A 25,162-nucleotide genomic window follows, 5' to 3' on the forward strand; every position below is an offset into this window, starting at 1 on the left:
GGTCCGGCGCCCCCAGAGTCGTCAATGATGGCATCATCGACGATCGCGTCGTCGATGATCGCGGCGGCGAAATCGCCGCCGGCGACCGCCGCCTCGGCCGCCGCCGCCGCCGCCACCGCCGTGGCGGCGAAATCGGCCGACGCCGCGAACTGCTCGCCCAACAGCGCGCGCAGCGCGCTGTTGCCGCAGGCGAGAAGAAGCCGTTTTCTGGCGTCGGGCGTGTCGGATGCGATGACCATGGCCGGGCAATCTAGCATGACCCGCGAAGATGGCGACCGAGAGGAGACGAAGCGGTGGAGGTGGTGGTCTCGGCGGAGGGACGGATCGACTGGGGCGCAGGCGGCCTGCGCCCTGGGCAAGGGCGGCGTGCGGCCGGACAAGCGCGAAGGCGACGGGGCGACGCCGGCCGGGCGGTTCCCGCTGCGCCGGGTCCTGTACCGGCCGGACCGCGGCCCCGCCCCCGCGACCGCCCTGCCCTGCGCCGCGATCGCGCCCGGGGACGGCTGGTGCGACGATCCCGCCGACCCGGCCTATAACCGCCCGGTCCGCCTGCCCCACCCGGCCGGGCACGAACGGATGTGGCGCGACGACGCCCTCTACGACCTGGTGATCGTGATCGGCCACAACGACGACCCGCCGGTCGCCGGCCTCGGCAGCGCCGTGTTCGTCCATCTGGTCCGGCCGGACGGAGGCCCGACCGAGGGCTGCGTCGCCCTCGCCCGGACCGATCTGCTCGAACTGCTGGCCGCGGCCGCGCCCGGCGACACGCTGATGATCAGGCAGCCGTAGGCTGGGGAGCGACCCGGGTGCCGAACAGCGCGGTGCCGACCCGGACATGGGTGGCGCCGTAGCGCACCGCGGTCTCGAAATCGTCGCTCATACCCATGCTCAGCACCGGCAGGCCGAGCCGTGCGGCCAGGTCGGCCAGCAGCGCGAAATGCAGCGCCGGCGGCTCCGCCACCGGCGGAATGCACATCAGGCCGCGAATCGAGAGGCCGCACTCCCCGGTGCACAGCCGGTAGAGATCCTCGGTCTCGCGCGGCATCACGCCGGCCTTCTGCGGCTCCTCGCCGGTGTTGACCTGGATCAGGCAGTCGAGCCTCCGGCCGGTCGCCGCCATCGCCTCGGCCAGGCTGCGCGCCAGCTTCGGGCGGTCGACCGACTCGATCACGTCGAACAGCCGCACCGCATCCTTGGCCTTGTTGGTCTGCAGCGGCCCGATCAGCCGCAGCTGCAGGTCCGGCCGGGCCGCGCGGCGCTCGGCCCAGCGGCCCTGCGCCTCCTGCACCCGGTTCTCGCCGAACACCCGCTGGCCGGCGGCGAGCGCGGCCTCGATGCGGTCCTCCGGCTGGACCTTGGAGACGGCGACGAGGGTGACCGCGGCGGGATCGCGGCCGGCGGTCCGGGCGGCGGCCTCGATCCGCGACCGGAGCGCGGCGATCGAGTCTGCGAGTGTGTTGGTCGTCATGCCGCCAGAATCCGGCACAACGAGGCGGCATTGCAACGCCCGCGGCAAGGGGCGCGGCGCGGCGTCGCCGATGGCGGCGTCGACCGGCGGCCGCGGCGGGCGGCGGAGTCCGCAGGTGTGATGGCCGTCATACTGCGACAATCCGGCACGCCGATGCGCAATTGCAACGCCCGCGGCCGGAGCGCGGCCTGGCGCCGCAGGGCCTTAACAGGCGCGGATCCCCGCCCCTTCGTCGCCGGACAACCCCCGGTTTGCCAGCGTTCCGGCCGATCGCAGACGCCCGCTCCGATTCCCGTCGGAACCGTTTCAGCCGCATGTTGCAATGGAACCACACGTCCGAGCTTTTGTGACTTCTGTGCAACTTGCGGATTGTCGGGTGGCATGGCTGCCCCGTATAACCTGCAGATCGACGCCATTCGCACCCTGGCTGTGGTGTCGTCTTCGAGGGGACATCTAAGGGACATCACGGCCGTTTCGGCCGCGTTAGGAGGTTAGGAATGAAGAAGATTCTGCTGGGTGGGACGGCGTTGGCCGCTGCCGCTCTGGTGGCGATGCCGGCGATGGCGGAAGACACCCCGGTGACGTCCGGTCTGAGCATGAAGATCAGTGGCTTCGTCGCCTGGGAAGCCGGCCTGATCATCGGCTCGGACGACGACGAACGCGACCGCGAATACGACTTCAACTCGAACGGCCGTCTGCAGTTCGACATCAAGAACGTCACGGATGGCGGCCTCGAATACGGCGCCCGCATCCGTATGAACAACGTCAACCGTCGCCAGGACGTCACGGTCGACCGCCAGTACATCTATTTGAAGGGCGAGTTCGGTATCATCACCCTGGGCGATTCGCCCCAGGTGGCCGGTGACTTCGGCTACTTCTTCGCGCCCGACGACATCCTGAACGCGCAGGGCGGCTACGGCGACAACCTGGACGGCAACTACCGCTACGGCGGCGGCGACTTCTTCTCGCTCGATCCGACCTACCATTCGGGCCTGGATAAGAGCACCAGCATCAAGTACTCGTCGCCGAGCTTCGGCGGCTTCATCTTCGCCGTCGGCTTCACCCCGGTGATCTCCACCGACAAGAACCTGAGCAACGGCACCCAGGGCCGCGCCGACCTGTTCGACGGCGGCCAGTTGTTCGAGAACGCCATCAGCGGCGGCGTCGGCTATGAGGGCGAGTTCGACGGCACCAGCGTCAAGGTCCGCGGCACCGCCAGCTATGCCAACGGCATCGACCAGCATTGGGACCTCGAGACCTACAGCGCCGGTGCCCAGGTCGGCTTCGGTCCGTTCGTCGCCAGCCTGGTCTGGGTCGGCACGCCGAGCGGCTTCGCCAACGGCACCACCGACAAGGGCGTGGACACGATCGGTGCCGGCTTCGGCTGGAGCCTGGGCGCGCTCAACCTCGGCCTCGGCTATGCCTACACCTGGGCCGAGAAGGGCAATGGCCTTGAGGGCTCCGACGACAAGGGCAATGATCTGAAGGACAACCACGTCGCGGTTGCGACCGTGAACTACAACCTGGCGCCGGGCCTGAACACCTACGCCGAGGTGGTTTACGAAATCCAGAACTTCCGTTTCACCAACAACAACAACGTCGAGACCTCCTGGGAGCAGGCTGTCTTCCAGACCGGCGTCTCGGTCGCGTTCTGATCGAACCGATAAAAAGCTAGCCTTCGAGAAGGGAGCGGCTATCATGCCGCTCCCTTTTTCTATCTGGCCCCGCCCATGCCGCCGAGAGTCCTGATCGCCCTGACGACGGTTGCCCTGTCGCTCGCCGCCTGCTCATCCGACGAGGGCATCAAGGTCGGACCCACCCCGGAATTGGGTCCATCCCGCGAGCGCACCCCGGCGGAGAACCAGAGCATCTTCGGATCGCGCGGCCTGACCTTCGGCGCCGGCGCCGACCAGAACAAGGATCTCGGCGAGGGCGCTGTCCTCGGCGTCAACGCCTATCTGTGGCGCGCCAGCCTCGACACCGTGTCCTTCATGCCGATCACCAGCGCCGACCCGTTCGGCGGCACCATCGTCACCGACTGGTACACCGACACGCGGGAGCCGAACGCCCGCTACAAGCTGAATGTCTACATCCTCGGCCGCGAGTTGCGCTCCGACGGCATCAAGGTCAGTGTGTTCCGCCAGGTCCAGGGCAGGGGCGGCTGGTCCGACTCGCCAGCGCCGGCCACCATGGGGACTGCGCTCGAGGACACCATCCTGACCAAGGCGCGGCAGCTGCGCATCACCGGGCTCGAGCAGTCGACCGCCCAGTGAGTTTCGCCGCAGGGCCGGGGATCTTCCGGGCGCCGCGGGATTGATCCCCGGCGCCCTTTCCTTGTAAATGCCTGGGACGGCTTCGCCCCCGTGGCGAAGCCGCAGAGATTCGTGTTTGCAGGACGCCCGCCCCCGGGCGCCCGGCCAGGCTTTCCCGCACAGAGCATCGAGATGTCCCGCTACAACCACCGAGAGACCGAAGCGCAGTGGCAGGCCGTGTGGCGGGAGCGCGGCACCTTCCGGCTCGAGACGCTCGGGGACCGGCCAAAATACTATGTGCTGGAGATGTTCCCCTATCCGTCGGGGCGCATCCATATGGGCCATGTCCGCAACTACACGCTGGGCGACGTGGTGGCGCGGCACCGCCGGGCGCTGGGCTTCGACGTGCTGCACCCGATGGGCTGGGACGCCTTCGGCCTGCCGGCGGAGAACGCGGCGATCGAGCGCGGCGCCCATCCGGCCGCCTGGACCTACGAGAACATCGCGGCGATGCGGGGCCAGCTGCAGTCGATGGGGCTGTCGCTGGACTGGGACCGCGAGATCGCGACCTGCCACCCGGACTATTACCGCCACGAACAGAAGATGTTCCTGGACTTCCTGGCGGTGGGCCTGGCCTACCGCAAGGAATCCTGGGTCAACTGGGACCCGGTCGAGAACACCGTCCTGGCCAATGAGCAGGTGATCGACGGCCGCGGCTGGCGCTCCGGCGCGCTGGTCGAGCGGCGCAAGTTGAACCAGTGGTTCCTGCGCATCACCGAATACGCCGACGACCTGCTGGCGGCGCTGCCGACGCTGGAGCGCTGGCCCGAGCGCGTGCGGCTGATGCAGGAGAACTGGATCGGCCGGTCGGTCGGCGCCCGGGTGACCTTCCCGCTGCAGGGACGTGAGGACGGGCTGGAGATCTTCACCACCCGGCCGGACACGCTGTTCGGCGCCAGCTTCTGCGCCGTCTCGCCCGACCATCCGCTGGCCGACGAGATCGGCCGCGCCGACCCGGCGGTGGCCGAGTTCGTCGCCGAATGCCGCCGCAGCGGCACCAGCGAGGCGGCGATCGAGACGCAGGAGAAGCGCGGCATCGACACCGGCCTGCGCGCCGTGCATCCGCTGGATCCGAACGTCACCGTCCCGGTCTATGTCGCCAATTTCGTGCTGATGGAATACGGCACCGGCGCCATCTTCGGCTGCCCGGCGCATGACCAGCGCGACTTCGACTTCGCCCGCGCCTACGGCCTGCCGATCATCCCGGTGCTGTGGCCGGCCGGCCAGGCGCGGCCCGACGGCGCCACCATGGCCGAGGCGATGGTCAATGCCGATGGCGCCTTCGCCTACGATCTGGGCCCGCTGACGCCCGATCGCCCGCTGTCGGTGGACGAGGCCAAGGACATCGCCATCGCCGCCCTGCAGCAGCGCAAGGCGGGCGAGGGGACGGTGCGCTATCGCCTGCGCGACTGGGGCGTGTCGCGCCAGCGCTACTGGGGCTGCCCGATCCCGATCATCCACTGCGAGCGCTGCGGCATCGTGCCGGTGCCGGAGGACCAGCTGCCGGTGACCCTGCCGGAGGACGTGACCTTCGACCAGCCGGGCAACCCGCTGGACCGCCACCCGACCTGGAAGCACGTCGCCTGCCCGAGCTGCGGCGGCGCGGCCCGGCGCGAGACCGACACCTTCGACACCTTCTTCGAATCCTCCTGGTACTTCGCGCGCTTCTGCTCGCCACGGGCCGAGGGCGCCTTCGATCGCGCCGCGGTCGACCGCTGGCTGCCGGTCGACCAGTATGTCGGCGGCATCGAGCACGCGGTGCTGCACCTGCTGTATTCGCGCTTCTTCGTCCGCGCCCTGAAGCGCTGCGGCTATCTGGGCATCGACGAGCCCTTCGCCGGGCTGTTCACCCAGGGCATGGTCACCCACCAGACCTATCGCGACGCCCACGGCGCCTGGCTGTACCCGACCGAGGTCAGCCGCGACGACCAGGGCGTGTGGACGACGCTGGCCGCCGGCGCGCCGGTCACTGCCGGCCGCATCGAGAAGATGTCGAAGTCCAAGCGCAACACGGTCGATCCGCAGGTGATCATCGAGACCTACGGCGCCGATGCGGCGCGGCTGTTCATCCTGTCGGACAGCCCGCCGGACCGCGACATGGAGTGGACCGAATCCGGTATCGAGGGCGCCTGGCGCTACCTGCAGCAGCTGTGGCGCCTGGTCACCGAGACCCCGGTGGCGCTGCCCGCGGCCGGGTCGCCGCCGCCGAACGGCTTCAGCCCTGCGGCCGAAGGGCTGCGCCGGGCGCTGCACAAGACCATCGCCGGCGTCGGCGAGGATCTGGAGCGGTTCCACTTCAACAAGGCCGTGGCCCGCATCCGCGAGCTGACCAACCTGGTCGCCAAGATTGACGGCGCGGGGCAGGGCGAGGCCTGGGCGCTGCGCGAGGCCTTCGACGGCGTCGTCCGGCTGATCGGCCCGATGGTGCCGCATGTCGGCGAGGCGCTGTGGCAGCATCTGGGCCATGACGGACTGCTGGCCGACGCGCCCTGGCCGAAGGCCGATCCGGCGCTGCTGGTCGACGACACCGCCAAGGTCGCGGTCCAGGTCAACGGCAAGCTGCGCGCCACCATCGTGCTGCCGCGCGACGTGGACGAGGCGACGGCGCGCGAGGCCGCGCTGGCCGACGCCAATGTCGCCCGGGCCCTGGAGGGCCGCACCGTCCGCAAGGTCATCGTCGTCCCGAACAGGATCGTCAATGTTGTCGGCTAAATCCTGGGTTCAACGCGCAGCGCCGCTGCTCCTGATCCTCGCGCTCGGGGCCTGCGGGCTCAGGCCGCTCTACGGCACCAACTCGGTCGGCGCGGCGATGTCCGACCGGCTGGGCCAGGTCAATGTCGGCATCATCGGCGACCGCTCGGGCCAGATCCTGCGGACCGAACTTATCCGCATGCTCAACCCGCAGGGCCGGCCGGCCCAGCCGGCCTACGACCTCGGGGTCACGCTCGCCGAATCGCAGCAGGACGTGAACCTGATCAGCGATCTGACCACGACCCGCCGGAACCTGACGATGACGGCCAGCTTCGTGCTGACCGACCGCAAGACCGGCCAGCCGGTCTTCTCCGACTCGGTCAATGAGATCACCAGCTATAACATCCTGGCCGACCAGTACACGACCCTGGTCGGCGAGCGCGATGCCCGCGAGCGGGCGCTGCGTTCGGTCGGCGAGGACATCCGCACCCGTCTCGCGCTCTATTTCGACCGCCACCCGTGAAGCTGCCGCCGGCCCGGATCGACAGCTTCGTCCGGCGGCCCGATCCCGGCATCCGCGCGGTGCTGCTGTACGGCCCGGATGCTGGCGCCGTGCGCGACCATGCCGACACGCTGGCCCGCGGCGTGATCGACCCGCCGACCGACCCGTTCCGCGTCGCCGAGCTGGCGGCCGCCGAGATCGGCCGCGACCCGTCCCGGCTGGTCGACGAGGTGTTCGCCCTGTCGCTGATCGGCGGCCGCCGCCTGGTGCGGGTGCGCGACGCCACCGATGTGGTTGCGCCGGCGCTGGAGGCGGCGCTGGCGGGCGGCGAGACCGATACGCTGATCGTGCTGGAGGCGGACGAGCTGACGCCGCGCTCGGCCCTGCGCAAGCTCGCGGAAGGGGCGGATGGCGCGGCTGCGATCGCCTGCTACATGCCGGATGAGGAGGCGATCGGCCGCTTCATCCATCGCCTGCTGGCCGAGGCCAGAGTCTCGGCCGATGGCGAGGCCGAGCATCTGCTGGCCGCGTCGCTGGTGGGCGACCGCCAGATCGCCCGGCGCGAGGTCGAGAAGCTGATCGCCTATGCCGGGGAGGGCGGCCGCGTCGATGTCGAGGCGGTGCGCGCCTGCATCGGCGACGCCACCGAGCGGTCGCTGGACGATTTGGCCATGGCGGTGGCCGATGGCGACCTGCCGGGCCTCGACCGCGCGCTCAACCGGCTGCTGTCGGAGGGGGGCGAGGCGGTCGGAACCTTACGCGCCGTGCAGCGCCATTTCCTGCGGCTGCACCAGCTGGCGGTGATGATCGACAGCGGCGACGCGCCGGACGCGGCCATGGCGGCGCTGCGGCCGCCGGTGTTCTTCAAGGCCAAGGCGGCGATCCGCGGCCAGGTCCGGCGCTGGAACCAGGGCCAGATCGGCGAGGCGCTGCGCCGCCTGATCGAGGCCGAGGCCGAATGCAAGCGCACCGGCCGCCCGCCCGAGACCGTCTGCGCCGCCACCCTGCTGCGGATCGCAAGAGCGGTGGCGCGGAAAAACTGAGTTATTTCATATAGTTATCTGAACACTGGTGATCCCCTTGCTGTCATTGCCGGGCTTGACCCGGCAATCCAGAAGGTGTCGACGCTCTCTGGATGCCCGGGTCAAGCCCGGCATGACAAAATGGGGGGACGGGTCCGCCGGCGCGAACCCGCCCCTACCTCGTCTCCTTCGTGCCCCGCAACCGCATCAGCACGGCGCCGAACTGGTCGAGGTTGCTGTACTGGATGTGGATCGTGCCGCTGGTGCTGTCGCGGGTGTCGATCTTCACCTTGAAGCCCAGCCGGGTCTCGATGTCCTGCTCCATCGCCACGATGTTCGGGTCGCGCGCCGTCGGCTTCGACGGGGCAGGGGGCTGCTCGCGGGCGTCGCGCGCCAGCTGCTCGGTCTGGCGGACGTTCAGCCCCTTGGCGATCACCGTCCGCGCCGCCGCCTCCGGGTCCGGGCAGCCCAGCAGGGCGCGGGCGTGGCCGGCCGTCAGCAGCCCTTCCTGCAGCTGCGCCAGCACCGTGTCCGGCAGGTCGAGCAGGCGCAGCGTGTTGGCGATGTGGCTGCGGCTCTTGCCCACCGCCTGGGCCACATCCTCCTGTGTCAGGCTGAAATCGGCGATCAGCCGCTGATAGCCCTCGGCCTCCTCCAGCGCCGTCAGGTCCTGGCGCTGGACGTTCTCGATGATCGCGATCTGCAGCGCGTCGCGGTCCGACATCGGCCGGACCACCACCGGCACCTCGTGCAGCTTGGCCTTCTGCGCCGCGCGCCAACGGCGTTCGCCGGCGATGATGTGGTAGCGGTCGGCCTTGCCCTCGACCGGGCGCACCAGGATCGGCTGCAGCACACCCTGGGCACGGATCGACTCGACCAGCCGGTCCATTTCCGCTTCGTCGAACTTCCGCCGCGGCTGGAACGGGCCCGGGCTCAGGAACTCGACCGGCAGGCTGCGCGGCGCCCGCGGCTCGCCGCCGGCGCTGGCGGCGGCGATGTCGGCCTCCTCGGCCTCGCCGAACAGGGCGTCGAGGCCGCGGCCCAGGCTGGGGCGGCGGCGATGGCTGCTCTCGGCCGCGCTCATGCAGCGCTCCTCTGCTCTTCGCGCTTCAGCATCTCGGAGGCGAGATGAACATAGGCCTGGGCGCCGGAGGAGGCGAGGTCGTAGACCAGAACCGGCTTGCCATGCGACGGCGCCTCGGAGACACGGACGTTCCGCGGGATCACCGTCTCATACACCTTGGCCCCGAGATGCTGGCGCACATCGCGCGCCACCATGTCGGAGAGGTTGTTCCGCCGGTCATACATGGTCAGCACGATTCCCTGCATCTCGAGCGCCGGGTTGAAGGCCTTGCGGACGCGCTCGATCGTCCGCATCAGGTGGCTGAGGCCCTCCAGCGCATAGAACTCGCATTGCAGCGGCACCAGCACGGCATCGGCCGCGGTCAGCGCGTTGAGGGTGAGGAGGCCGAGCGAGGGCGGGCAGTCGATCAACACATAGTCGTAGCCGTCGGCATGGGGCCTGAGCGCGCTGCGCAGCCGGTATTCGCGCCGCACCGCCTCGACCAGCTGCACCTCGGCGCCGGCCAGGTCGACCGAGGCCGGGATCAGGTCCAGCCCCGGCACCTCGGTCGTGACCGCCGAATCGGCGACGCTGGTTGTGCCGAACAGCAGGTCGTAGGAGCCGACGCCGCGCTTGGCCCGTGGCAGGCCCAAGCCGGTGGAGGCGTTGCCCTGCGGGTCGAGGTCGATCACCAGCACGCGCTTGCGCACGGCGGCAAGGGCTGTCGCCAGGTTGATCGCCGTGGTGGTCTTGCCGACGCCGCCCTTCTGGTTGGCAACGGCGATGGTGCGGGTGAGGCGGGGCGTGTCGGCCACCGGGCTCATGGTTGTCATGTGGGCGTCGTCAGCCACGGGCGAACCCCTCGATGCGGATGAGCACGGCGTTGGGATCGGTCCGGCTCGGATGGAGGTCTATGGTCATCTTCGGCGATGCGGCCAGGGTGGTCAAATCAACCGTGGTCAATTCGGCCTCGGCTCCGCGGCCCTTGGGAAAGAGCGCGACAGTGTGCGGGCCGGCGAATCGGGCGGCGTAGCCGAGCAGGACAGGCAGGGCGGCCAGGGCGCGGGCGGTCACCACATCGGCGGGGAAGGGCGGCACCAGCTCGATCCTCCTGGCATGGACCGTCACCGGCGCCCGTGTTTCACGTGAAACAGCGCGCAGAAACTCGGCCTTGCGCTGGTCGCTCTCGATCAGATGGGTCTCCAGCCCGGTCGCCAGCGCCAGCACCAGCCCGGGGAAGCCGGCGCCGCTGCCGAGATCGACCAGCGTCCTGGCGCCTGCCGGGATCAGCGGCACCAGCTGCAGCGAATCCTCGAAATGCCGCCGCCGCAGCTCCGGCAGGGTCGAGGACGCGACCAGGTTGATCGCGCCCTGCCACTTCCGCAGCAGCACCTCGTAGCGGTCGAGCTTGTCGGCGAGATCCGCCGGCGGCGGGAAGGCCGCCTCAGGCAATCGCACGCCGGTCCTCCCCCTCGCGCCGGACATGCTTCAGCAGGGCCACCAGCGCCGCCGGGGTCACGCCCGGCAGCCGGGCCGCAGCGCCCAGGGTCGGCGGCCGTGACCGCTTCAGGATCTGGCGGGTCTCGTTCGACAGGCTGCCGATCGCGTCGAAGTCCAGCTCTGCCGGCAAAGCCAGCCCCTCGTCGCGGCGGAAAGCGCGGATGTCGGCCTCCTGCCGGTCGAGATAGCCGGCGTATTTTGCCTCGGTCTCGATCTGCTCCGCCACCGCCTCGGGCCACGCCGCCAGCTCCGGCCAGATGCAAGCGAGGGCGGCCAGGTCGATTCCGGGATAGCGCAGCAGGTCCATGCCGTCGCGCCGCACGCCGTCCTGGTTCACCGTCAGGCCATGCCGCCGTGCCTCGGTCGGGGTCAGCGACAGCGCCCGGATCCGCTGCCGCGCCGCCTCTAGCGCCGCCGACTTGCGGGCGAACAGATCTTGCCGATCCGCCCCGACGCAGCCGGCGGCGATGCCGCGGGCGGTCAGGCGCTGGTCGGCGTTGTCGGCGCGCAGCACCAGCCGGTATTCGGCGCGCGAGGTGAACATGCGATAGGGCTCGGGCGCGCCGCGGGTGACCAGGTCGTCGATCATCACGCCGGTATAGGCCTCGGCCCGGTCGAGCAGCAGCGGGTCGTTGCCGGCCACGGCACGGGCGGCGTTCAGCCCGGCCATCAGCCCCTGGGCCGCCGCCTCCTCATAGCCGGTGGTGCCGTTGATCTGCCCGGCCAGGAACAGCCGCGGCACCGCCCGCAGCATCAGCGACCGGTCGAGCTGCCGCGGATCCACGAAGTCGTATTCGATGGCATAGCCGGGGCGCAGGATCACCGCCTTCTCCAGCCCCGGGATGCCGAGCACCAGCCCCTCCTGCACGTCGCGGGGCAGGGAGGTGGAGATGCCGTTCGGGTACACCGTCGGGTCGTCCAGCCCCTCCGGCTCCAGGAAGATCTGGTGCCGCTCCTTGTCGGCGAAGCGCACCACCTTGTCCTCGATCGACGGGCAGTAACGCGGGCCGACGCTGTCGATCTGGCCGGAATACATCGGCGCCCGGTGCAGGTTGGCGCGGATCAGCGCATGCGCCGCCGGCGTGGTGTAGGTGATGAAGCAGGAGACCTGCGGCACCGTGATCCGGTCGGTGAGGTCGGAGAAGGGCACCGGCGGGTCGTCGCCCTTCTGCTCCTCCAGCGCGGCCCAGTCGATGGTGCGGCCGTCGAGCCGCGGCGGCGTGCCGGTCTTCAGCCGGCCGAGGGTGAGGCCGAGCCGGTGCAGCGTCGCCGCCAAGCCGATCGACGGCGCGTCGCCGACCCTTCCGGCCGGGCGCTGCTCCTCGCCGATATGGATCAGCCCGTTGAGGAAGGTGCCGGTGGTCAGCACCACCGCCCCGGCACCGAGGGTTCGCCCGTCGGCCAGCACCACGCCGGAGACGCCGCCGGCCGCATCGAAGACCAGGTCCTCGACCGAGCCGGCGACCAAGTCGAGATCCGACTGCTCGGCCAGCACCGCCTGCATCGCCTGGCGGTACAGCTTGCGGTCAGCCTGGGCGCGCGGCCCGCGCACCGCCGGACCCTTGCTGCGGTTGAGGATGCGGAACTGGATGCCGGCGCGGTCGATCACCCGGCCCATGACGCCGTCCAGCGCATCGATCTCGCGCACCAGATGGCCCTTGCCCAGGCCGCCGATGGCCGGGTTGCAGGACATCTCGCCGATCGAATCGAGCCGCTGGGTGACCAGCGCCGTGCGCGCGCCGAACCGCGCAGCGGCCGCCGCCGCCTCGCATCCGGCATGGCCGCCGCCGACCACGATGACATCATACTGTTCCATGGCGGCGGACTTTACGGAGGCGCCGCCGCAGGGTCAAATGTGCCGGCCTGTTTCACGTGAAACACGCGTCAGCCAAGACCTCAGGCTTGAAGGTAAGGCGATTTGACATTACCTCTCAACAAGGCTGCTCCGGGAGGTCCTCCATGACGACATTAACGATCACCGCGAAAGGACAGGTCACGTTCCGGAAGGACCTGCTGCAGCATCTCGGCGTGGAGCCCGGCCAGAAGATCGAGGTCGACAAGCTGCCCGATGGGCGGATCGAGGTGAAAGCGGCACGGACCACAGGAAGCATCGACGACTTCATCGGGCTTCTCGCCGGCAAGACCAAGAAGGTCGCGACCATCGAGGAGATCGACCGGGCCGCCGCTGCCGGCTGGGCCGGCGAGGAATGAAGATCACAGCCGACACCAATGTCCTCATTCGCAGCGTCGTTGGCGATGACGTGGGGCAAGCCCGCGCCGCGGCAAAGATTCTGAAGGAGGCCGAACTGATCGCGGTTGCGCTGCCCAGCCTGTGCGAGTTCGTTTGGGTTCTCCGGAAGGTCTACGGCTTCGACCGGTCCAACATCGCCACTGCCCTGCGGGCCCTGATCGGCAGCAGGACTCTGGTCGTCAATCGACCGGCCGCCGAGGCCGGCTTAGCCGCGCTCGAGGCGGGCGGCGACTTCGCCGACGGCGTGATCGCCTACGAAGGAAGCTGGCTCGGCGGAGAAACCTTCATGTCCTTCGACAGGAAGGCCATCGCCGTTCTTACCAAACAGGGGCTGTCTGCCACACTGCTCTCCTGATCCTCCCGGGCAACGCCTCGTTGCGATGTTTCACGTGAAACACTGTTGCCAAGAAGGGACGTCGCCTGTGCTCTCCATCGTCTCCACCCTGGCTGGCGCTGCCACCGTGCTGGCGACCGCCCTGACCATCCCGCTGGCCCTGCCCCAGCCGGCCGTCCCGCCGGTCGCCGCGGCGACTGAATTCCGGCTGGCCGAAACGGAGCCCGGGCCGGGCCTGACCCCGATCGAGAAGGATGGCCAGACCCTCTATCTCCGGCCGGAGGTCATCATCTCGACGCCCGACATTGCCTCCGCCGAACAGAGCTTCGACCCGCTCTGGGGGCAGCCCGTCGTTTCGCTGGAGTTGAACAGCGCCGGCCGCGACCGCCTCGCCGCGTTCACCGGCGCTCATGTCGGCAAGATGCTCGCCATCACGGTCGACGGCGCCCTGCTGACGGCACCGGTCATCCAGAGCGTGATCCCCGATGGCCGGTTGCAGATCAGCGGCGTGCAGAGCCTGGCCGAGGCCATGGAGCTCGCCGGCAAGCTTGGCCACCCGCCGACACCGTCCAGCCGCTCGCTGGCCGATTCGCTCAGAAGCCGCTTCGAGCACCTCTGAGCCCAACGTTCCACGTGAAACATCTCACTTGCCGATGCAGAAACTGCCGAACAGCAGGTCGAGCATGTCCTCGACATCGACCCGGCCGGTGATGCGGCCGATCGCGCGCAGGGCCAGGCGCAGATCCTCCGCCGCCAGCTCGGGCAGCGGTGCCGACGGGACCCGGGCCAGGGCGTCGAGCGCATCCTCCAGCGCGGCGCGATGACGGGCGCGGGTGAGGGCGGGGGAACCGTCGCCGGTCAGCCGCCGCTCCACCGCCTCGGCCAGGACATCGAGCAGCCGGTCGAGTCCGGCGCCGGTGCGGACGGAGAGGGCGATCTCGTCCTCCGCCCGCGGCGCATCCGGAGCCCGGTCGATCTTGTTGACCACGCGGATGGTATCCGGCCCGGGACCAAGGGCCGGGTCGGGGGAGACCGGCTCGCCAGCGTCGCGGATCACCAAGCGCAGATCGGCCTCGGCGGCGCGGCGATGGGAGCGGCGGATGCCCTCGGCCTCGATCTCGTCGGCGGTGTCGCGCAGCCCGGCGGTGTCGGCCAGCACCACGGGAAAGCCGCGCAGGTCGAGCGCGACCTCGACCACGTCCCGGGTGGTGCCCGGCCGGTCCGAGACGATGGCGGCGTCGCGCCGGGCCAGCGCGTTCAGCAGGCTGGACTTGCCGGCATTGACCGGGCCGAGGATGGCGATGTGCACGCCCTCGCGCAGCCGCTCGCCGCGGCCGGCATCGTCGAGATGGACAGCGATCGCGGCCGAGACCTCGGCCACGATCCGCTCCGTCTCCGCCGCCAAGTCCGGCGGCAGGCCCTCATCGGGGAAGTCGAGCGCCGCCTCGGTCATCGCCAGCGCCCGCATCAGCGCGGAGCGCCAGCCTTCATAGAGCTGGCCCAGAGCGCCGCCCAATTGGCGCAGCGCCTGCAGCCGCTGGGCCCGGGTCTCGGCATCGACCAGGTCGGCGACCGCCTCGGCCTCGGTCAGGTCGAGCTTGCCGGCCAGGAAGGCGCGCTTGGTGAACTCGCCGGGCTCGGCCGGGCGCAGCCCCCCGATCCAGGACAGCGCCTCGACCACGCCGCGGGTCACCGCCCGGCCGCCATGGAGATGCAGCTCGACGACGTCCTCGCCGGTGTAGCTGGCCGGTCCTGGGAACCAGAGGGCGAGGCCGCGGTCCAACGCCGCGCCGTCGGCCGGGTCGCGCAGCTCGGCCAGGGTTGCCAGGCGAGGGGCGGGAAGGGGGCGGCCGGTCAGCGCCTGCAGCGCCGGCCCGGCGTCGGGGCCGGAGATCCGCAGCACCGCCACCCCGCCACGCCCGGCGGGGGTCGCCGGGGCGAAGATGGTGTCGCGGGTGGTCATCGGGCGGCAATCCGGGAGGCGGGTGTTTCACGTGAAACACGCACGCTCAGGACTTGCCTCCCTTGCCGCCGGTCATGCCCTGCCAGAAGGCGCGCTGCAGCGTCTCGAAGCCTTCGATGCTCGCCGGCAGCCAGGTCTTAAACAGCGCCTCCGGCTCCATCGCCGCCAGGTTGGCGCGCATCCGGTCCTCCAGGTCCTTCATCAGGGCCTGTTGCATCGGGCCGACATCCGGCAGGCCGAAAAAGGCCCGCGCCTCCTGCGGCGTACAATCGATATCGATCGAAACCTTCATCGGGATCCTCCGGCGGCGTTATCGTGTCGAGAAGAGTATAGCCGCTGGCCGCGCTGCCAACACAAACCGGGATATCGAGATGCCGAACCGCCTCGCCGAGGAGACGAGCCCCTATCTGCTGCAGCACGCCGACAACCCGGTGGACTGGCAGCCCTGGGGTCCCGAGGCCTTTGCCCGCGCCCGGGCCGAGAACAAGCCGGTGCTGCTGTCTGTCGGCTACGCCGCCTGCCATTGGTGCCATGTCATGGCACATGAGAGCTTCGAGGATCCCGCCATCGCCGCGGTGATGAACCAGTTGTTCGTGTCGATCAAGGTCGACCGCGAGGAGCGGCCGGATGTCGACACCATCTACCAGTCGGCGCTGGCGATGCTGGGCCAGCAGGGCGGCTGGCCGCTGACCATGTTCCTGACCCCGGACGGCGCGCCGTTCTGGGGCGGCACCTATTTCCCGCCCACGAGCCGCTGGGGCCGGCCCGGCTTCACCGACGTGCTGCGCGGCTTGTCGGCCGCCTATGCCACCGAGCCGGAGAAGGTGACCAGCAATGTCGCCGCCCTGGCCGAGGCCCTGGCCAAGCAGTCCGAGAACCAGCCCGGCGCCGGGCTGAACCTGGAGGTGCTGGACCAGGTGGCGAAGCAGCTGGCCGGGCAGTTCGACCCGGTCTGGGGCGGGCTGCGCGGTGCCCCGAAATTCCCGCAGCCGGGACTCCTCGAGCTGCTGTGGCGCGGCTGGCGGCGGTCGCGGCAGCCGGCCTGGCGCGACGCCGTGCTGCGCACCCTGACGGCGATGAGCCAGGGCGGGATCTACGATCACCTCGGCGGCGGCTTCGCCCGCTACTCCACCGACGAGGAGTGGCTGGCGCCGCATTTCGAGAAGATGCTGTACGACAACGCCCAGCTGGTCGACCTGCTGACCCTGGCCTGGCAGGAGACGCGCGATCCCCTGTACGCGGCCCGGGTCGAGGAGACGGTCGCCTGGATCGAGCGCGAGATGATCGCCGAGGGCGGCGCCTTCGCCGCCACGCTGGACGCCGACAGCGAGGGCGAGGAGGGCCGCTTCTATGTCTGGAGCGAGGCCGAGATCGACGCCGTACTCGGAGAGCGTTCGGCTGCGTTCAAGCAGGCGTACGACGTCACGCCGGGCGGCAACTGGGAGGGCAAGACCATCCTCAACCGCCGCCACGACCCGGCGCTGCGCGACGCCGAGACCGAGGCAGCGCTGGCAGAAGACCGGGCCGTACTCCTCGACCGCCGAGGTGTACGCGTACGGCCGGGCTGGGACGACAAGGTGCTGGCCGACTGGAACGGGCTGATGATCGCGGCGCTGGCCCGTGCGGCCCAGGCCTTCGACCGGCCGGACTGGATTGCCCTGGCCGAGACCGCCTTCGCCGCCGTGGTCCGGCAACTCGGGCAGGGCGATCGCCTGGCCCATGCCTGGCGCCGCGGCAAGGCGACCGCGCCCGGGCTGCTGGAGGATTATGCCGACATGGCGGCGGCGGCGCTGGCGCTGCACGAGGCGACGGAGCAGGCCTCCTATCTCGACCATGCCCGGCGCTGGACCGCGGTGCTCGACGCCCATTTCTGGGATGGCGGCCGCGGCGGCTATTTCCTGACCGCGGATGACGGCGAGGCGCTGATCGTGCGCACCAAGAGCGCGAACGACGCCGCGGTCCCGTCCGGCAACGGCACCATGCTGGGGGTGCTGACACGGCTGCATCACCGGACCGGCGACCGGTTGTACGCCCTGCGCGCCGATTCCCTGATCGCGGCCTTCACCGGCGAGCTGCAGCGCAACTTCATCCCGCTCGCCACCTGGTTGAACCGGGCCGAGGACCGGATGGAGCCGCTGCAGATCGTGGTCATCGGGCGCAAGGACGATACTGCCACCCGGGCGCTGCTGCGGGCGGTGCATGGCCGGTCGCTGCCCGGCCGGATACTGCTGCGGCTCGACCCCGGCGCGGCCCTGCCGGACGACCACCCCGCCGCCGGCAAGGCGATGCTGGACGGCAAGCCGACCGCCTATCTCTGCCGCGGGCCGGTGTGCCAGGCGCCGGTCACCGAGCCGCAGGCGCTGCTGGAGTTGATCGGGCCATGACCACGCGAAGCGGGGCACCCGTCGACCGGGCCAGCGCCACCATCGACACCCCGGTCGGCGCGGTGCGGATCACCGTCGCCGGCGGCGTGGTGGCCGCCGTCGATCACTCCCAGGACGCGCCCGACGAGGCGCCGCCGGCGGACAAGCTGCTGCGCCAGGCGATCCGGCAGATCGAGGAGTATTTCGCCGGCAAGCGCCGCCGCTTCGACCTGCCGATGGCGCCGGCCGCCAGCCCGTTCCAGGCGCGGGTGCGGCAGGCGATCATCGACATCCCCTATGGCGAGGCCGCGTCCTATGGCGGCGTGGCGCATATCCTGAACAGCGGCCCGCGTGCCGTCGGCCAGGCCTGCGGCCGCAACGACCTGGTGCTGCTGGTGCCCTGCCACCGCGTCATCGGCGCCGGCGGCACCCTCGGCGGCTACGGCAGCGCCTCCGGCCTGGAGCGCAAGCGCCGGCTGCTGGCCTTCGAGGGATACCAGGGCAAATTCTCGGCGAATTGAATCGATCCTTGGCGGCGCTGGAGGCCCCTTCCAGCCTCCGTGACAAGCCCGCCGGGCTCCGGTTATCGTCCACCCGCTTGCTAAGATTGCTTCGTCCACCGCAACGCTCGAGGGAGAGCGACTCCATGGCGACAGTCACCATCACCGCTGCCGATGGCGGCCGCTTCAACGCGTATCTCGCGCGGCCGGCCTCGGGCTCCGGGCCGGGCATCCTCGTCATCCAGGAGATCTTCGGCGTCAACGCGGTGATGCGCCAGATCTGCGACGATCTCGCCGCCCAGGGCTATGTCGCCCTGTGCCCCGACCTGTTCTGGCGGCAGGAGCCGGGCGTCGACATCACCGACAAGTCGAAGGCGGAGTGGGACAAGGCCTTCGCCCTGATGGGCGGCTTCAACGAGACCGCCGGCATCGAGGACCTGATCGCCTCGCTGGCGGCGCTGCGCGACCTGCCGGAATGCACCGGCCGCGCCGGCGCGCTGGGCTATTGCCTGGGCGGCCGCCTGGCCTTCCTGATGGCCACCCGCTCCGACGCCGACTGCGCCGTCAGCTACTACGGCGTCGGCCTCGACAAGCTGCTGGGCGAGGCCAGCGCCATCACCCGGCCGCTGATGCTGCACATCGCCGAGAAGGACCGCTTCGTGCCGCCGGAGGCGCAAGACCAGATCCGCGCCCGCATGGCGTCGCTGCCGACGGTCACGGTGCATGCCTATCCCGGCCTCGACCACGCCTTCGCCCGCGTCGGCGGCGAGCATTACGACGCGGCCGGCGCCACCCTGGCGAATGACCGCACCGCCGCCTTCCTGAAAACCCATCTCGGCTGAAAGAACCCCATGGTCCACGCCATCCGCATCCATGAGACCGGCGGCCCCGAGGCGATGCGCTGGGAGCCGGTCGACGTGCCGGCGCCCGGCCCGGGCGAGATCCGGATCCGCCACACCGCGGTCGGGCTGAACTACATCGACACCTATATCCGCGCGGGCCTCTACAAGGCCCAGTTGCCGGTGGTGCTGGGCCAGGAGGCCGCCGGGGAGGTCGTCGCGGTCGGCCCGGACGTCACCGGCTTCAAGCCCGGCTACCGCGTCGGCTACGGCAACGGCCCGACCGGCAGCTATGCCGAGGAGCGGGTGATCCCGGCCGAGAAGGTGGTGAAGATCCCGGACGGCGTCACCGACCGCACCGCGGCGGCGATCCTGCTGAAGGGGCTGACCGCCTGGTACCTGCTGCGCCGGACCTTCCCCGTGCAACCGGGCCAGACCATCCTGTTCCACGCCGCCGCCGGCGGCGTCGGGCAGATCGCCTGCCAATGGGCCAAGCATCTCGGCGCCACCGTGATCGGCACCGCCGGCGGGCCGGAGAAGGTGGCGCTGGCCCGGGCCGCCGGCTGCGATCATGTGATCGACTATTCGACCGAGGATTTCGTCGCCCGCGTCCGCGCCATCACCGGCGGCAAGGGCGTGCCGGTGGTCTATGACGGCGTCGGCAAGACCACCTTCGAGGGCTCGCTCGACTGCCTGTCGCCGCGCGGCATGATGGTGTCCTTCGGCAACGCCTCCGGCCCGGTGGCGCCGATCAGCCCGCTGGTGCTGTCGCAGAAGGGGTCGCTGTACCTGACCCGGCCGACGCTGGGCAGCTATATCGCCACAAGGCCGGAATACGAGGCCGCGGCGGCGGAGCTGTTCGACGTGGTGGCCAAGGGCGCGGTGAAGATCTCGATCGCCCAGACCTACCCGCTGCGCGAAGCCACCCAGGCCCATCGCGACCTGGAAGCGCGGAAGACCACCGGCTCGACGGTGCTGCTGCCGTAGGGTCGGCTCCCACTCGTCTCAAGACCGTCATGGCGAGGCGCGCAGCGCCGTGGCCATCCAGTGGTTCGTGTCGCTGGATGGCCGCGCCCCTTCGGGGCTCGCCATGACGTGAGGGGTTGGACACCTCAGGGCGTCGGCGCGGCCGGGGCGGCGTAGGCGCGGAGGAAGGCGTCGACGCCGCTCTTCAGGCCGCGCTGGATCCGCTCCTCGCTCGGCAACTCGATGCCGAGCTCCATCCGCATTTTCATGTGGCCGAGGATCATGGCGCCGAACTGCTCGGCCGCCAGCTCCGGGTCCGGCACCGCCAGTACGCCGCGTGCGGTGGCGGCCGCGAAGAACGACGTCAGATGCGCCTTGCCCTGGCCCGGGCCGGCCTCGTACATCGCCCGGCCGAGCTCCGGGAAGCGCCCTGCCTCCGCCAGCACGTTGCGATACACCTTGATCACGTCGGGGTGCAGGATGAAGCGCAGCAGCGTGCCGCCGGCCTCCATCAGCGCGGCGCGCAGGTCGTCCGGCGGCGGCGACATCGCGGCCAGCCGCTCGAACGCCAGGCAGGCGCTGCCGACGATGGCGGCGAACAGCTCCTCCTTGCTGGTGAAATGGGCGTAGAGCGTGGCCTTGGACACGCCGGCCTCGCGCGCGATCGCATCCATGCTGGCCGCGCCGTAGCCCTGTTCCAGGAAGACACCGTATGCCGCCTTCAGGATCTGGTCCGGCTTCCGGCGGGCCGCGGCTGGCGGCGGAAGCATCTCGGTGAAAGGACAGGTCATCGGCCTACGGCTACGCGAAGATTGAGCTAAACTGAACCGTTCAGTTTCGTCTTGACAACAGATAAGCCAAATCGCACCTTCCGGCAACAAGACTGAACGGTTCAGTTCACCCTCCCCGGTTGCCCCCATGCGCAAGCCCATCATCGTCATCGCGGCCCTGGCCGTGATCGCTGCCGCCGGCACCTTCGGCTACCGCTGGTGGACCGTCGACCGCTTCTTCGAGACCACCGACAACGCCTATGTGCAGAGCGACACCAGCACGCTCAGCCCGCAGGTCGAGGGCGCGGTGGTCGCGGTGCTGGTCACCGACAACCAGATGGTCAAGGCCGGCGACCCGCTGGTCCGGATCGACGACCGCGACTACCGCGCCCAGCTGGCGCAGGCGAAGGCGGAGCTGTCGGCGCAGCAGGCGACGCTGGCGTCGATCGAGCAGCAGCTGGCGCTGCAGGATTCGATGATCGCCCAGGCCAAGGCCAGCGTCGACCAGGCGGCCGCAACCCTGGCCCAGACCGGCAACGACCTGGAGCGGGCGCGCCGCCTGTGGGACACGCGCAACGGCAGCCAGCAGGCCTTCGAGACCGCCGACACCGAGCACAAGCGCGCCGACGCCGCCCTGGCCAGCGCCCAGGCGGCGCTCGTCAACCAGCAGGGCCAGACTGCGATCCTGCAGGCCTCGCACCGCCAGGCCCAGGCCCAGATCGATCGGCTGACCGCGTCGGTCGACCTGGCCCAGATCAGCCTCGACCGCACCGTGATCCACGCCCCGGTCGACGGCGTCGTCGGCAACAAGGGGGTCGAGGTCGGGCAGTATGTGCGGCCCGGCACGCAGATCCTGTCCATCGTGCCGCTGCCCAAGGTCTATGTCGTCGCCAACTTCAAGGAGACGCAGCTGGCCGAGATGCGGGTCGGCCAGTCGGTGACGCTGTCGGTCGACGCCTTCCCGGGCAAGGCCCTGGTCGGCAAGGTCGAGAGCTTCGCCCCGGCCAGCGGCGCCCAGTTCAGCCTGCTGCCGCCGGAGAACGCGACCGGCAACTTCACCAAGATCGTGCAGCGCGTGCCGGTGCGGATCGCGGTGCCGGCCGACAACCAGTTGAGCGGCCTGCTGCGCCCGGGCCTGTCGGTCGGCGTCGCGGTCGACACGCGCGAGGAGGGCACCGGCCCGCTCCTGGCCAGCGGCATCTTCGGCGCCGCCATGGCGGCCGAGTTCCGGCGGTGAGCTCGACGACGGCCGACGCGCTGCCGGTCCCTGCCCCGGCGGCGCCGAAGCGTGCCGGCGCCAGCACCCGGGAGACGATCGGGTTCTTCACCATGGTCGTCGGCATGTTCATGGCGATCCTGGACATCCAGATCGTCTCGAGCTCGATCAGCGAGATCCAGGCCGGCCTCGCGGCCAGCCCGGACGAGATCAGCTGGGTGCAGACCGCCTATCTGATCGCCGAGGTGGTGATGATCCCGCTGTCCGGGTTCCTCTCCCGCCTGCTGTCGACCCGGATCCTCTACGTCATCTCCGCGGCCAGCTTCACCCTCGCCAGCCTGGCCTGCGCGGTAGCCTGGAACATCGAATCGATGATCGTGTTCCGGGCGCTGCAGGGCTTCCTCGGCGGGGCGATGATCCCGACCGTCTTTGCCGCCTCCTTCATCCTGTTCCCGCCCGAACGGCGGGCCGGCATCTCGGTGCTGATCGGCCTGGTGGCGACCATGGCGCCGACCATCGGGCCGACCCTCGGCGGCTACCTGACCCAGGCCTTCTCCTGGCACTGGCTGTTCCTGATCAACGTCGTGCCGGGCGTGCTGGTGACCACCGGCGTGTGGTTCCTGGTCAAGTTCGACAAGCCGAATCTCGAGTTGCTCAAGGGCTTCGACTTTGCCGGGCTGGCGCTGATGGCGCTGTTCCTGGGCAGCCTGGAATACGTGTTCGAGGAGGGGCCGCGCTGGGACTGGTTCGAGGACCGGTCGATCTTCACCTTCGCCGTGATCGGGACGCTGGCCGGAATCGGCTTCTTCGCCCGGGTGCTGAGCGCGCGGAACCCGATCGTCGACCTGCGTGCCTTCGCCGACCGCAACTTCTCGCTCGGCTGCCTGTACAGCCTGATCATCGGCGTCGGGCTCTACGGCGCCGTCTACATCGTGCCCCTGTTCCTGGCCCGGGTGCGCGGCCTGAACAGCCTGCAGATCGGCGAGATCATGTTCGTCACCGGCGTGTTCCAGTTCATCTCGGCGCCGCTCGCCGGCATGCTGTCGAAGAAGCTCGACCTGCGGCTGATGCTGGGGATCGGCCTCGTCGCCTTCGGCACCGGGGTCTACATGATGACCTGGATCACCGCCGACTGGAGCTTCTGGGAGCTGTTCTGGCCGCAGGCGATCCGCGGCATGTCGCTGATGCTGCTGTTCCTGCCGATCAACACCCTGGCGCTCGGCACCCTGCCGCCCGACAAGATCAAGAACGCGTCGGGCCTCTACAACCTGATGCGCAATCTCGGCGGCGCCTTCGGCCTGGCCGGCATCAACACGGTGATGATCGACCGGGCGGCGCTGCACGGCTCGCACATCGCCGAGCACGTCACCCTGACCAACCCGCAGGTGCAGGCGACGGTCGACAATTTCACCCAGATGTTCACCGCGGCCGGCCTCGGCAACCCGGACCTCGCCGCGGTGAAGATGCTGGACAACATGGTGCTGAAGCAGGCGCAGGTGCTGACCTTCGCCGACTGCTTCCTGCTGATGGCCCTGCTGTTCTATGCCGGGCTGCTGCTGATGCCGCTCTTGCGCGCGCCGAAGCCCGCGCCCGGTGGCGGTGGCGGGCACTGAGGCCGAGCGTCAGATCGGCGGCAGCGTCGCCCCGTCCCGGGCGTAGACCTGCGCGATCCGGCAGTTGCCCCGGTCGTACTGCACCACGATCGCGCCGGGCTGGCCCGGCTGCCGGATCCAGGCCTGGCGCTGGCTCAGGTTGTAGTCGTCCGGTCTGCGGGGCGGCACCGGCGCCAGGTCGATGCGGGAGATGCCGCCGGCCGTGAAATGATAGGGCGCCAGCGCACTGGCGACGCGGGCGGAGCAGTCGTAGTCCTCATCCCCCATCAGACTGCGGACCCTTTCGGCCAGTGCCGGATCGGGCGTCGCCGAGGGCGGGACCAGACCGGCGCAGCCCGACAGCGCCAGGACGAGGGCGAGGCTGGAACGAAGCTTGGCCATGCCGATCCCCATAGCTGGTTTCGCCAGCGAAATGGTGTTGCCGGCGTGTCCGGTCAACCGGGGCGCAGCGCAGCGCCGGCCTGAAAACAGAAAGGGCCGCCGATCCTGCGACCGGCGGCCCTTCCGTCGTCCCTTGCGGGACGTTACTGGTTCATGCTCTCGAAGAAATCCGCGTTGGACTTGCTGTGCTTCAGCTTGTCCATCAGGAACTCCATCGCATCCGTCGGGCCCATCGGCATCAGGATGCGACGCAGCACCCACATCTTCGACATGGTGCCCTTGTCGACCAGCAGCTCTTCCTTGCGGGTGCCGGACTTGCCGATGTCGATCGCCGGGAAGGTGCGGCGGTCGGACAGCTTGCGGTCGAGGATGATCTCGGAGTTGCCGGTGCCCTTGAACTCTTCGAAGATCACCTCGTCCATCCGGCTGCCGGTGTCGATCAGCGCGGTGGCGATGATGGTCAGGCTGCCGCCTTCCTCGATGTTGCGGGCGGCGCCGAAAAAGCGCTTCGGCCGCTGCAGGGCGTTGGCGTCGACACCGCCGGTCAGCACCTTGCCGGAGGACGGCACCACGGTGTTGTAGGCGCGGGCTAGGCGGGTGATCGAGTCGAGCAGGATGACGACATCCTTCTTGTGCTCGACCAGGCGCTTGGCCTTCTCGATCACCATCTCGGCCACCTGGACGTGGCGCGTCGCCGGCTCGTCGAAGGTCGAGGAGATGACCTCACCCTTCACCGACCGGTCCATATCGGTCACTTCCTCCGGGCGCTCATCGATCAGCAGCACGATCAGGAAGGCGTCCGGGTGGTTCTCGGCGATCGAGTTGGCGATGTTCTGCAGCATCACCGTCTTGCCGGTGCGCGGCGGCGCCACGATCAGGGCACGCTGGCCCTTGCCGAGGGGCGAGACCAGATCGATGATCCGGCCGGTCACGTTCTTCTTGGTCGGGTCGATCAGCTCCATCCGCAGCGCGTCGTCGGGATAGAGCGGGGTCAGGTTGTCGAAGGTGACCCGGTGCCGGACGTTGTCCGGCTCCTCGAAATTGATCTTGTTGACCTTGGTGAGCGCGAAATAGTGCTCGTTTTCCTTCGGGGCGCGGATCTCGCCCTCGATGGTGTCGCCGGTGCGCACCCCGAAGCGGCGGATCTGCTGCGGCGACACATAGATGTCGTCCGGGCCGGGAAGGTAATTCGATTCCGGGGAGCGCAGGAAGCCGAAGCCGTCGGGCAGGGCTTCGAGCACACCCGATCCAAAAATAGCGACGTCGTTATCGGCGAGCTGCTTGAGGATGGCGAACATCATGTCCTGCTTGCGCAGCATGCTCGCGTTTTCGACCTCAAGCTCTTCGGCATAGGCGAGAAGCTCGCTGGGAGACTTCTCTTTCAGTTCTTGCAGATGCATGGGGACCC

Annotated in this window: 26 protein-coding genes; 15 read left to right on the forward strand and 11 right to left on the reverse strand. The window is 69.7% G+C overall.

Annotated elements, in window-relative coordinates; translation table 11 throughout:
* Positions 1–239 (reverse strand): hypothetical protein (locus ACTOWL_RS07600; RefSeq protein ID WP_441320599.1); only part of this gene is annotated, 239 nt, incomplete at its 3' end.
* Between the two features lie 16 nt (positions 240–255).
* On the opposite strand from ACTOWL_RS07600, the gene ACTOWL_RS07605 reads away from it, so the two are divergent.
* On the forward strand, positions 256–789 hold the full coding sequence (locus tag ACTOWL_RS07605) for a L,D-transpeptidase family protein (RefSeq protein WP_441320600.1): 534 nt from the start codon (positions 256–258) through the stop codon (positions 787–789).
* On the opposite strand, the gene ACTOWL_RS07610 is transcribed toward ACTOWL_RS07605, so the two are convergent.
* Positions 776–1,468 (reverse strand): YggS family pyridoxal phosphate-dependent enzyme, encoded by a 693-nt coding sequence (locus ACTOWL_RS07610; RefSeq protein ID WP_441320601.1) that lies wholly within the window; start codon positions 1,466–1,468, stop codon positions 776–778. The genes ACTOWL_RS07605 and ACTOWL_RS07610 overlap by 14 nt on opposite strands.
* A 497-nt stretch (positions 1,469–1,965) precedes the next feature.
* Here ACTOWL_RS07610 and ACTOWL_RS07615 point away from each other — a divergent pair, with 497 nt between their 5' ends.
* From ACTOWL_RS07615 to holA, 5 genes are all read left to right on the forward strand, one after another.
* Positions 1,966–3,123 carry a porin gene (locus ACTOWL_RS07615; protein WP_441320602.1) on the forward strand — a complete coding sequence of 386 codons (1,158 nt, stop codon included), beginning with the start codon at positions 1,966–1,968 and terminating at the stop codon, positions 3,121–3,123.
* A gap of 75 nt (positions 3,124–3,198) precedes the next feature.
* A complete protein-coding gene (locus tag ACTOWL_RS07620) occupies positions 3,199–3,741 on the forward strand; it encodes a DUF3576 domain-containing protein (protein WP_441320603.1) in 543 nt (180 codons plus the stop codon).
* A 171-nt stretch (positions 3,742–3,912) separates the two neighbouring features.
* Positions 3,913–6,492: a leucine--tRNA ligase gene (gene leuS / locus ACTOWL_RS07625; RefSeq protein ID WP_441320604.1), complete on the forward strand. Its 2,580-nt coding sequence runs from the start codon at positions 3,913–3,915 to the stop codon at positions 6,490–6,492.
* Positions 6,479–6,994, forward strand: a complete 516-nt coding sequence (lptE, locus tag ACTOWL_RS07630; RefSeq protein WP_441320605.1) for an LPS assembly lipoprotein LptE — start codon at positions 6,479–6,481, stop codon at positions 6,992–6,994. Before leuS ends, lptE begins: the two co-directional genes overlap by 14 nt.
* Positions 6,991–8,016 (forward strand): DNA polymerase III subunit delta, encoded by a 1,026-nt coding sequence (gene holA / locus ACTOWL_RS07635; RefSeq protein ID WP_441320606.1) that lies wholly within the window; start codon positions 6,991–6,993, stop codon positions 8,014–8,016. The genes lptE and holA overlap by 4 nt, the downstream gene beginning before the upstream one ends.
* 154 nt (positions 8,017–8,170) lie before the next feature.
* Here holA and ACTOWL_RS07640 read toward each other — a convergent pair whose 3' ends face one another.
* From ACTOWL_RS07640 to mnmG, 4 genes are read right to left on the reverse strand one after another with little or no spacing between them, the layout of a single operon-like run.
* Positions 8,171–9,079, reverse strand: a complete 909-nt coding sequence (locus ACTOWL_RS07640) for a ParB/RepB/Spo0J family partition protein (RefSeq protein WP_441320607.1) — start codon at positions 9,077–9,079, stop codon at positions 8,171–8,173.
* Complete coding sequence (locus tag ACTOWL_RS07645) at positions 9,076–9,891, reverse strand: ParA family protein (RefSeq protein ID WP_441320718.1); 816 nt, start codon at positions 9,889–9,891, stop codon at positions 9,076–9,078. The genes ACTOWL_RS07640 and ACTOWL_RS07645 overlap by 4 nt, the downstream gene beginning before the upstream one ends.
* A gap of 10 nt (positions 9,892–9,901) precedes the next feature.
* Entirely contained in the window at positions 9,902–10,516 is a 615-nt protein-coding gene (rsmG, locus tag ACTOWL_RS07650) for a 16S rRNA (guanine(527)-N(7))-methyltransferase RsmG (RefSeq protein WP_441320608.1), read from the reverse strand.
* Positions 10,503–12,374 carry a tRNA uridine-5-carboxymethylaminomethyl(34) synthesis enzyme MnmG gene (gene mnmG / locus ACTOWL_RS07655; protein ID WP_441320609.1) on the reverse strand — a complete coding sequence of 624 codons (1,872 nt, stop codon included), beginning with the start codon at positions 12,372–12,374 and terminating at the stop codon, positions 10,503–10,505. The genes rsmG and mnmG overlap by 14 nt, the downstream gene beginning before the upstream one ends.
* 143 nt (positions 12,375–12,517) lie before the next feature.
* Between mnmG and ACTOWL_RS07660 the strand changes: the two genes are divergently transcribed.
* The 3 genes from ACTOWL_RS07660 to ACTOWL_RS07670 all read left to right on the forward strand — a co-directional run bounded on the left by ACTOWL_RS07660 (position 12,518) and on the right by ACTOWL_RS07670 (position 13,762).
* Complete coding sequence (locus ACTOWL_RS07660; RefSeq protein ID WP_441320610.1) at positions 12,518–12,769, forward strand: AbrB/MazE/SpoVT family DNA-binding domain-containing protein; 252 nt, start codon at positions 12,518–12,520, stop codon at positions 12,767–12,769.
* The gene (locus ACTOWL_RS07665; protein ID WP_441320611.1) at positions 12,766–13,164 is read left to right on the forward strand and encodes a type II toxin-antitoxin system VapC family toxin; all 399 of its coding nucleotides are present in this window, start codon (positions 12,766–12,768) and stop codon (positions 13,162–13,164) included. The genes ACTOWL_RS07660 and ACTOWL_RS07665 overlap by 4 nt, the downstream gene beginning before the upstream one ends.
* Before the next feature lie 67 nt (positions 13,165–13,231).
* Complete coding sequence (locus ACTOWL_RS07670; RefSeq protein WP_441320612.1) at positions 13,232–13,762, forward strand: SecDF P1 head subdomain-containing protein; 531 nt, start codon at positions 13,232–13,234, stop codon at positions 13,760–13,762.
* A gap of 24 nt (positions 13,763–13,786) precedes the next feature.
* Here ACTOWL_RS07670 and mnmE read toward each other — a convergent pair whose 3' ends face one another.
* Positions 13,787–15,106 (reverse strand): tRNA uridine-5-carboxymethylaminomethyl(34) synthesis GTPase MnmE, encoded by a 1,320-nt coding sequence (gene mnmE / locus ACTOWL_RS07675; RefSeq protein WP_441320613.1) that lies wholly within the window; start codon positions 15,104–15,106, stop codon positions 13,787–13,789.
* 46 nt (positions 15,107–15,152) lie between these two features.
* Complete coding sequence (locus tag ACTOWL_RS07680; RefSeq protein ID WP_441320614.1) at positions 15,153–15,398, reverse strand: DUF6489 family protein; 246 nt, start codon at positions 15,396–15,398, stop codon at positions 15,153–15,155.
* Positions 15,399–15,477: 79 nt separating this feature from the next.
* Here ACTOWL_RS07680 and ACTOWL_RS07685 point away from each other — a divergent pair, with 79 nt between their 5' ends.
* From ACTOWL_RS07685 to ACTOWL_RS07700, 4 genes are all read left to right on the forward strand, one after another.
* The gene (locus tag ACTOWL_RS07685; protein WP_441320615.1) at positions 15,478–17,490 is read left to right on the forward strand and encodes a thioredoxin domain-containing protein; all 2,013 of its coding nucleotides are present in this window, start codon (positions 15,478–15,480) and stop codon (positions 17,488–17,490) included.
* Positions 17,487–17,990 carry a methylated-DNA--[protein]-cysteine S-methyltransferase gene (locus ACTOWL_RS07690; protein WP_441320616.1) on the forward strand — a complete coding sequence of 168 codons (504 nt, stop codon included), beginning with the start codon at positions 17,487–17,489 and terminating at the stop codon, positions 17,988–17,990. Before ACTOWL_RS07685 ends, ACTOWL_RS07690 begins: the two co-directional genes overlap by 4 nt.
* A gap of 125 nt (positions 17,991–18,115) precedes the next feature.
* Complete coding sequence (locus tag ACTOWL_RS07695) at positions 18,116–18,811, forward strand: dienelactone hydrolase family protein (protein ID WP_441320617.1); 696 nt, start codon at positions 18,116–18,118, stop codon at positions 18,809–18,811.
* Positions 18,812–18,820: 9 nt separating this feature from the next.
* Positions 18,821–19,795: a quinone oxidoreductase family protein gene (locus tag ACTOWL_RS07700; protein ID WP_441320618.1), complete on the forward strand. Its 975-nt coding sequence runs from the start codon at positions 18,821–18,823 to the stop codon at positions 19,793–19,795.
* 125 nt (positions 19,796–19,920) lie between these two features.
* Here ACTOWL_RS07700 and ACTOWL_RS07705 read toward each other — a convergent pair whose 3' ends face one another.
* On the reverse strand, positions 19,921–20,565 hold the full coding sequence (locus tag ACTOWL_RS07705; protein ID WP_441320619.1) for a TetR/AcrR family transcriptional regulator: 645 nt from the start codon (positions 20,563–20,565) through the stop codon (positions 19,921–19,923).
* A gap of 127 nt (positions 20,566–20,692) precedes the next feature.
* Between ACTOWL_RS07705 and ACTOWL_RS07710 the strand changes: the two genes are divergently transcribed.
* Entirely contained in the window at positions 20,693–21,781 is a 1,089-nt protein-coding gene (locus ACTOWL_RS07710; RefSeq protein ID WP_441320620.1) for an HlyD family secretion protein, read from the forward strand.
* Positions 21,778–23,373 carry a DHA2 family efflux MFS transporter permease subunit gene (locus ACTOWL_RS07715; RefSeq protein ID WP_441320621.1) on the forward strand — a complete coding sequence of 532 codons (1,596 nt, stop codon included), beginning with the start codon at positions 21,778–21,780 and terminating at the stop codon, positions 23,371–23,373. The genes ACTOWL_RS07710 and ACTOWL_RS07715 overlap by 4 nt, the downstream gene beginning before the upstream one ends.
* Positions 23,374–23,382: 9 nt before the next feature.
* On the opposite strand, the gene ACTOWL_RS07720 is transcribed toward ACTOWL_RS07715, so the two are convergent.
* Together ACTOWL_RS07720 and rho are read right to left on the reverse strand one after the other, a co-directional pair.
* A complete protein-coding gene (locus ACTOWL_RS07720; protein WP_441320622.1) occupies positions 23,383–23,754 on the reverse strand; it encodes a hypothetical protein in 372 nt (123 codons plus the stop codon).
* 143 nt (positions 23,755–23,897) lie between these two features.
* Entirely contained in the window at positions 23,898–25,154 is a 1,257-nt protein-coding gene (rho, locus tag ACTOWL_RS07725) for a transcription termination factor Rho (RefSeq protein ID WP_441320623.1), read from the reverse strand.
* Positions 25,155–25,162: the final 8 nt, after the last annotated feature.

Origin of the sequence: Inquilinus sp. CA228, assembly GCF_052078665.1 — a bacterium.
Taxonomy (GTDB): Bacteria; Pseudomonadota; Alphaproteobacteria; order DSM-16000; family Inquilinaceae; genus Inquilinus.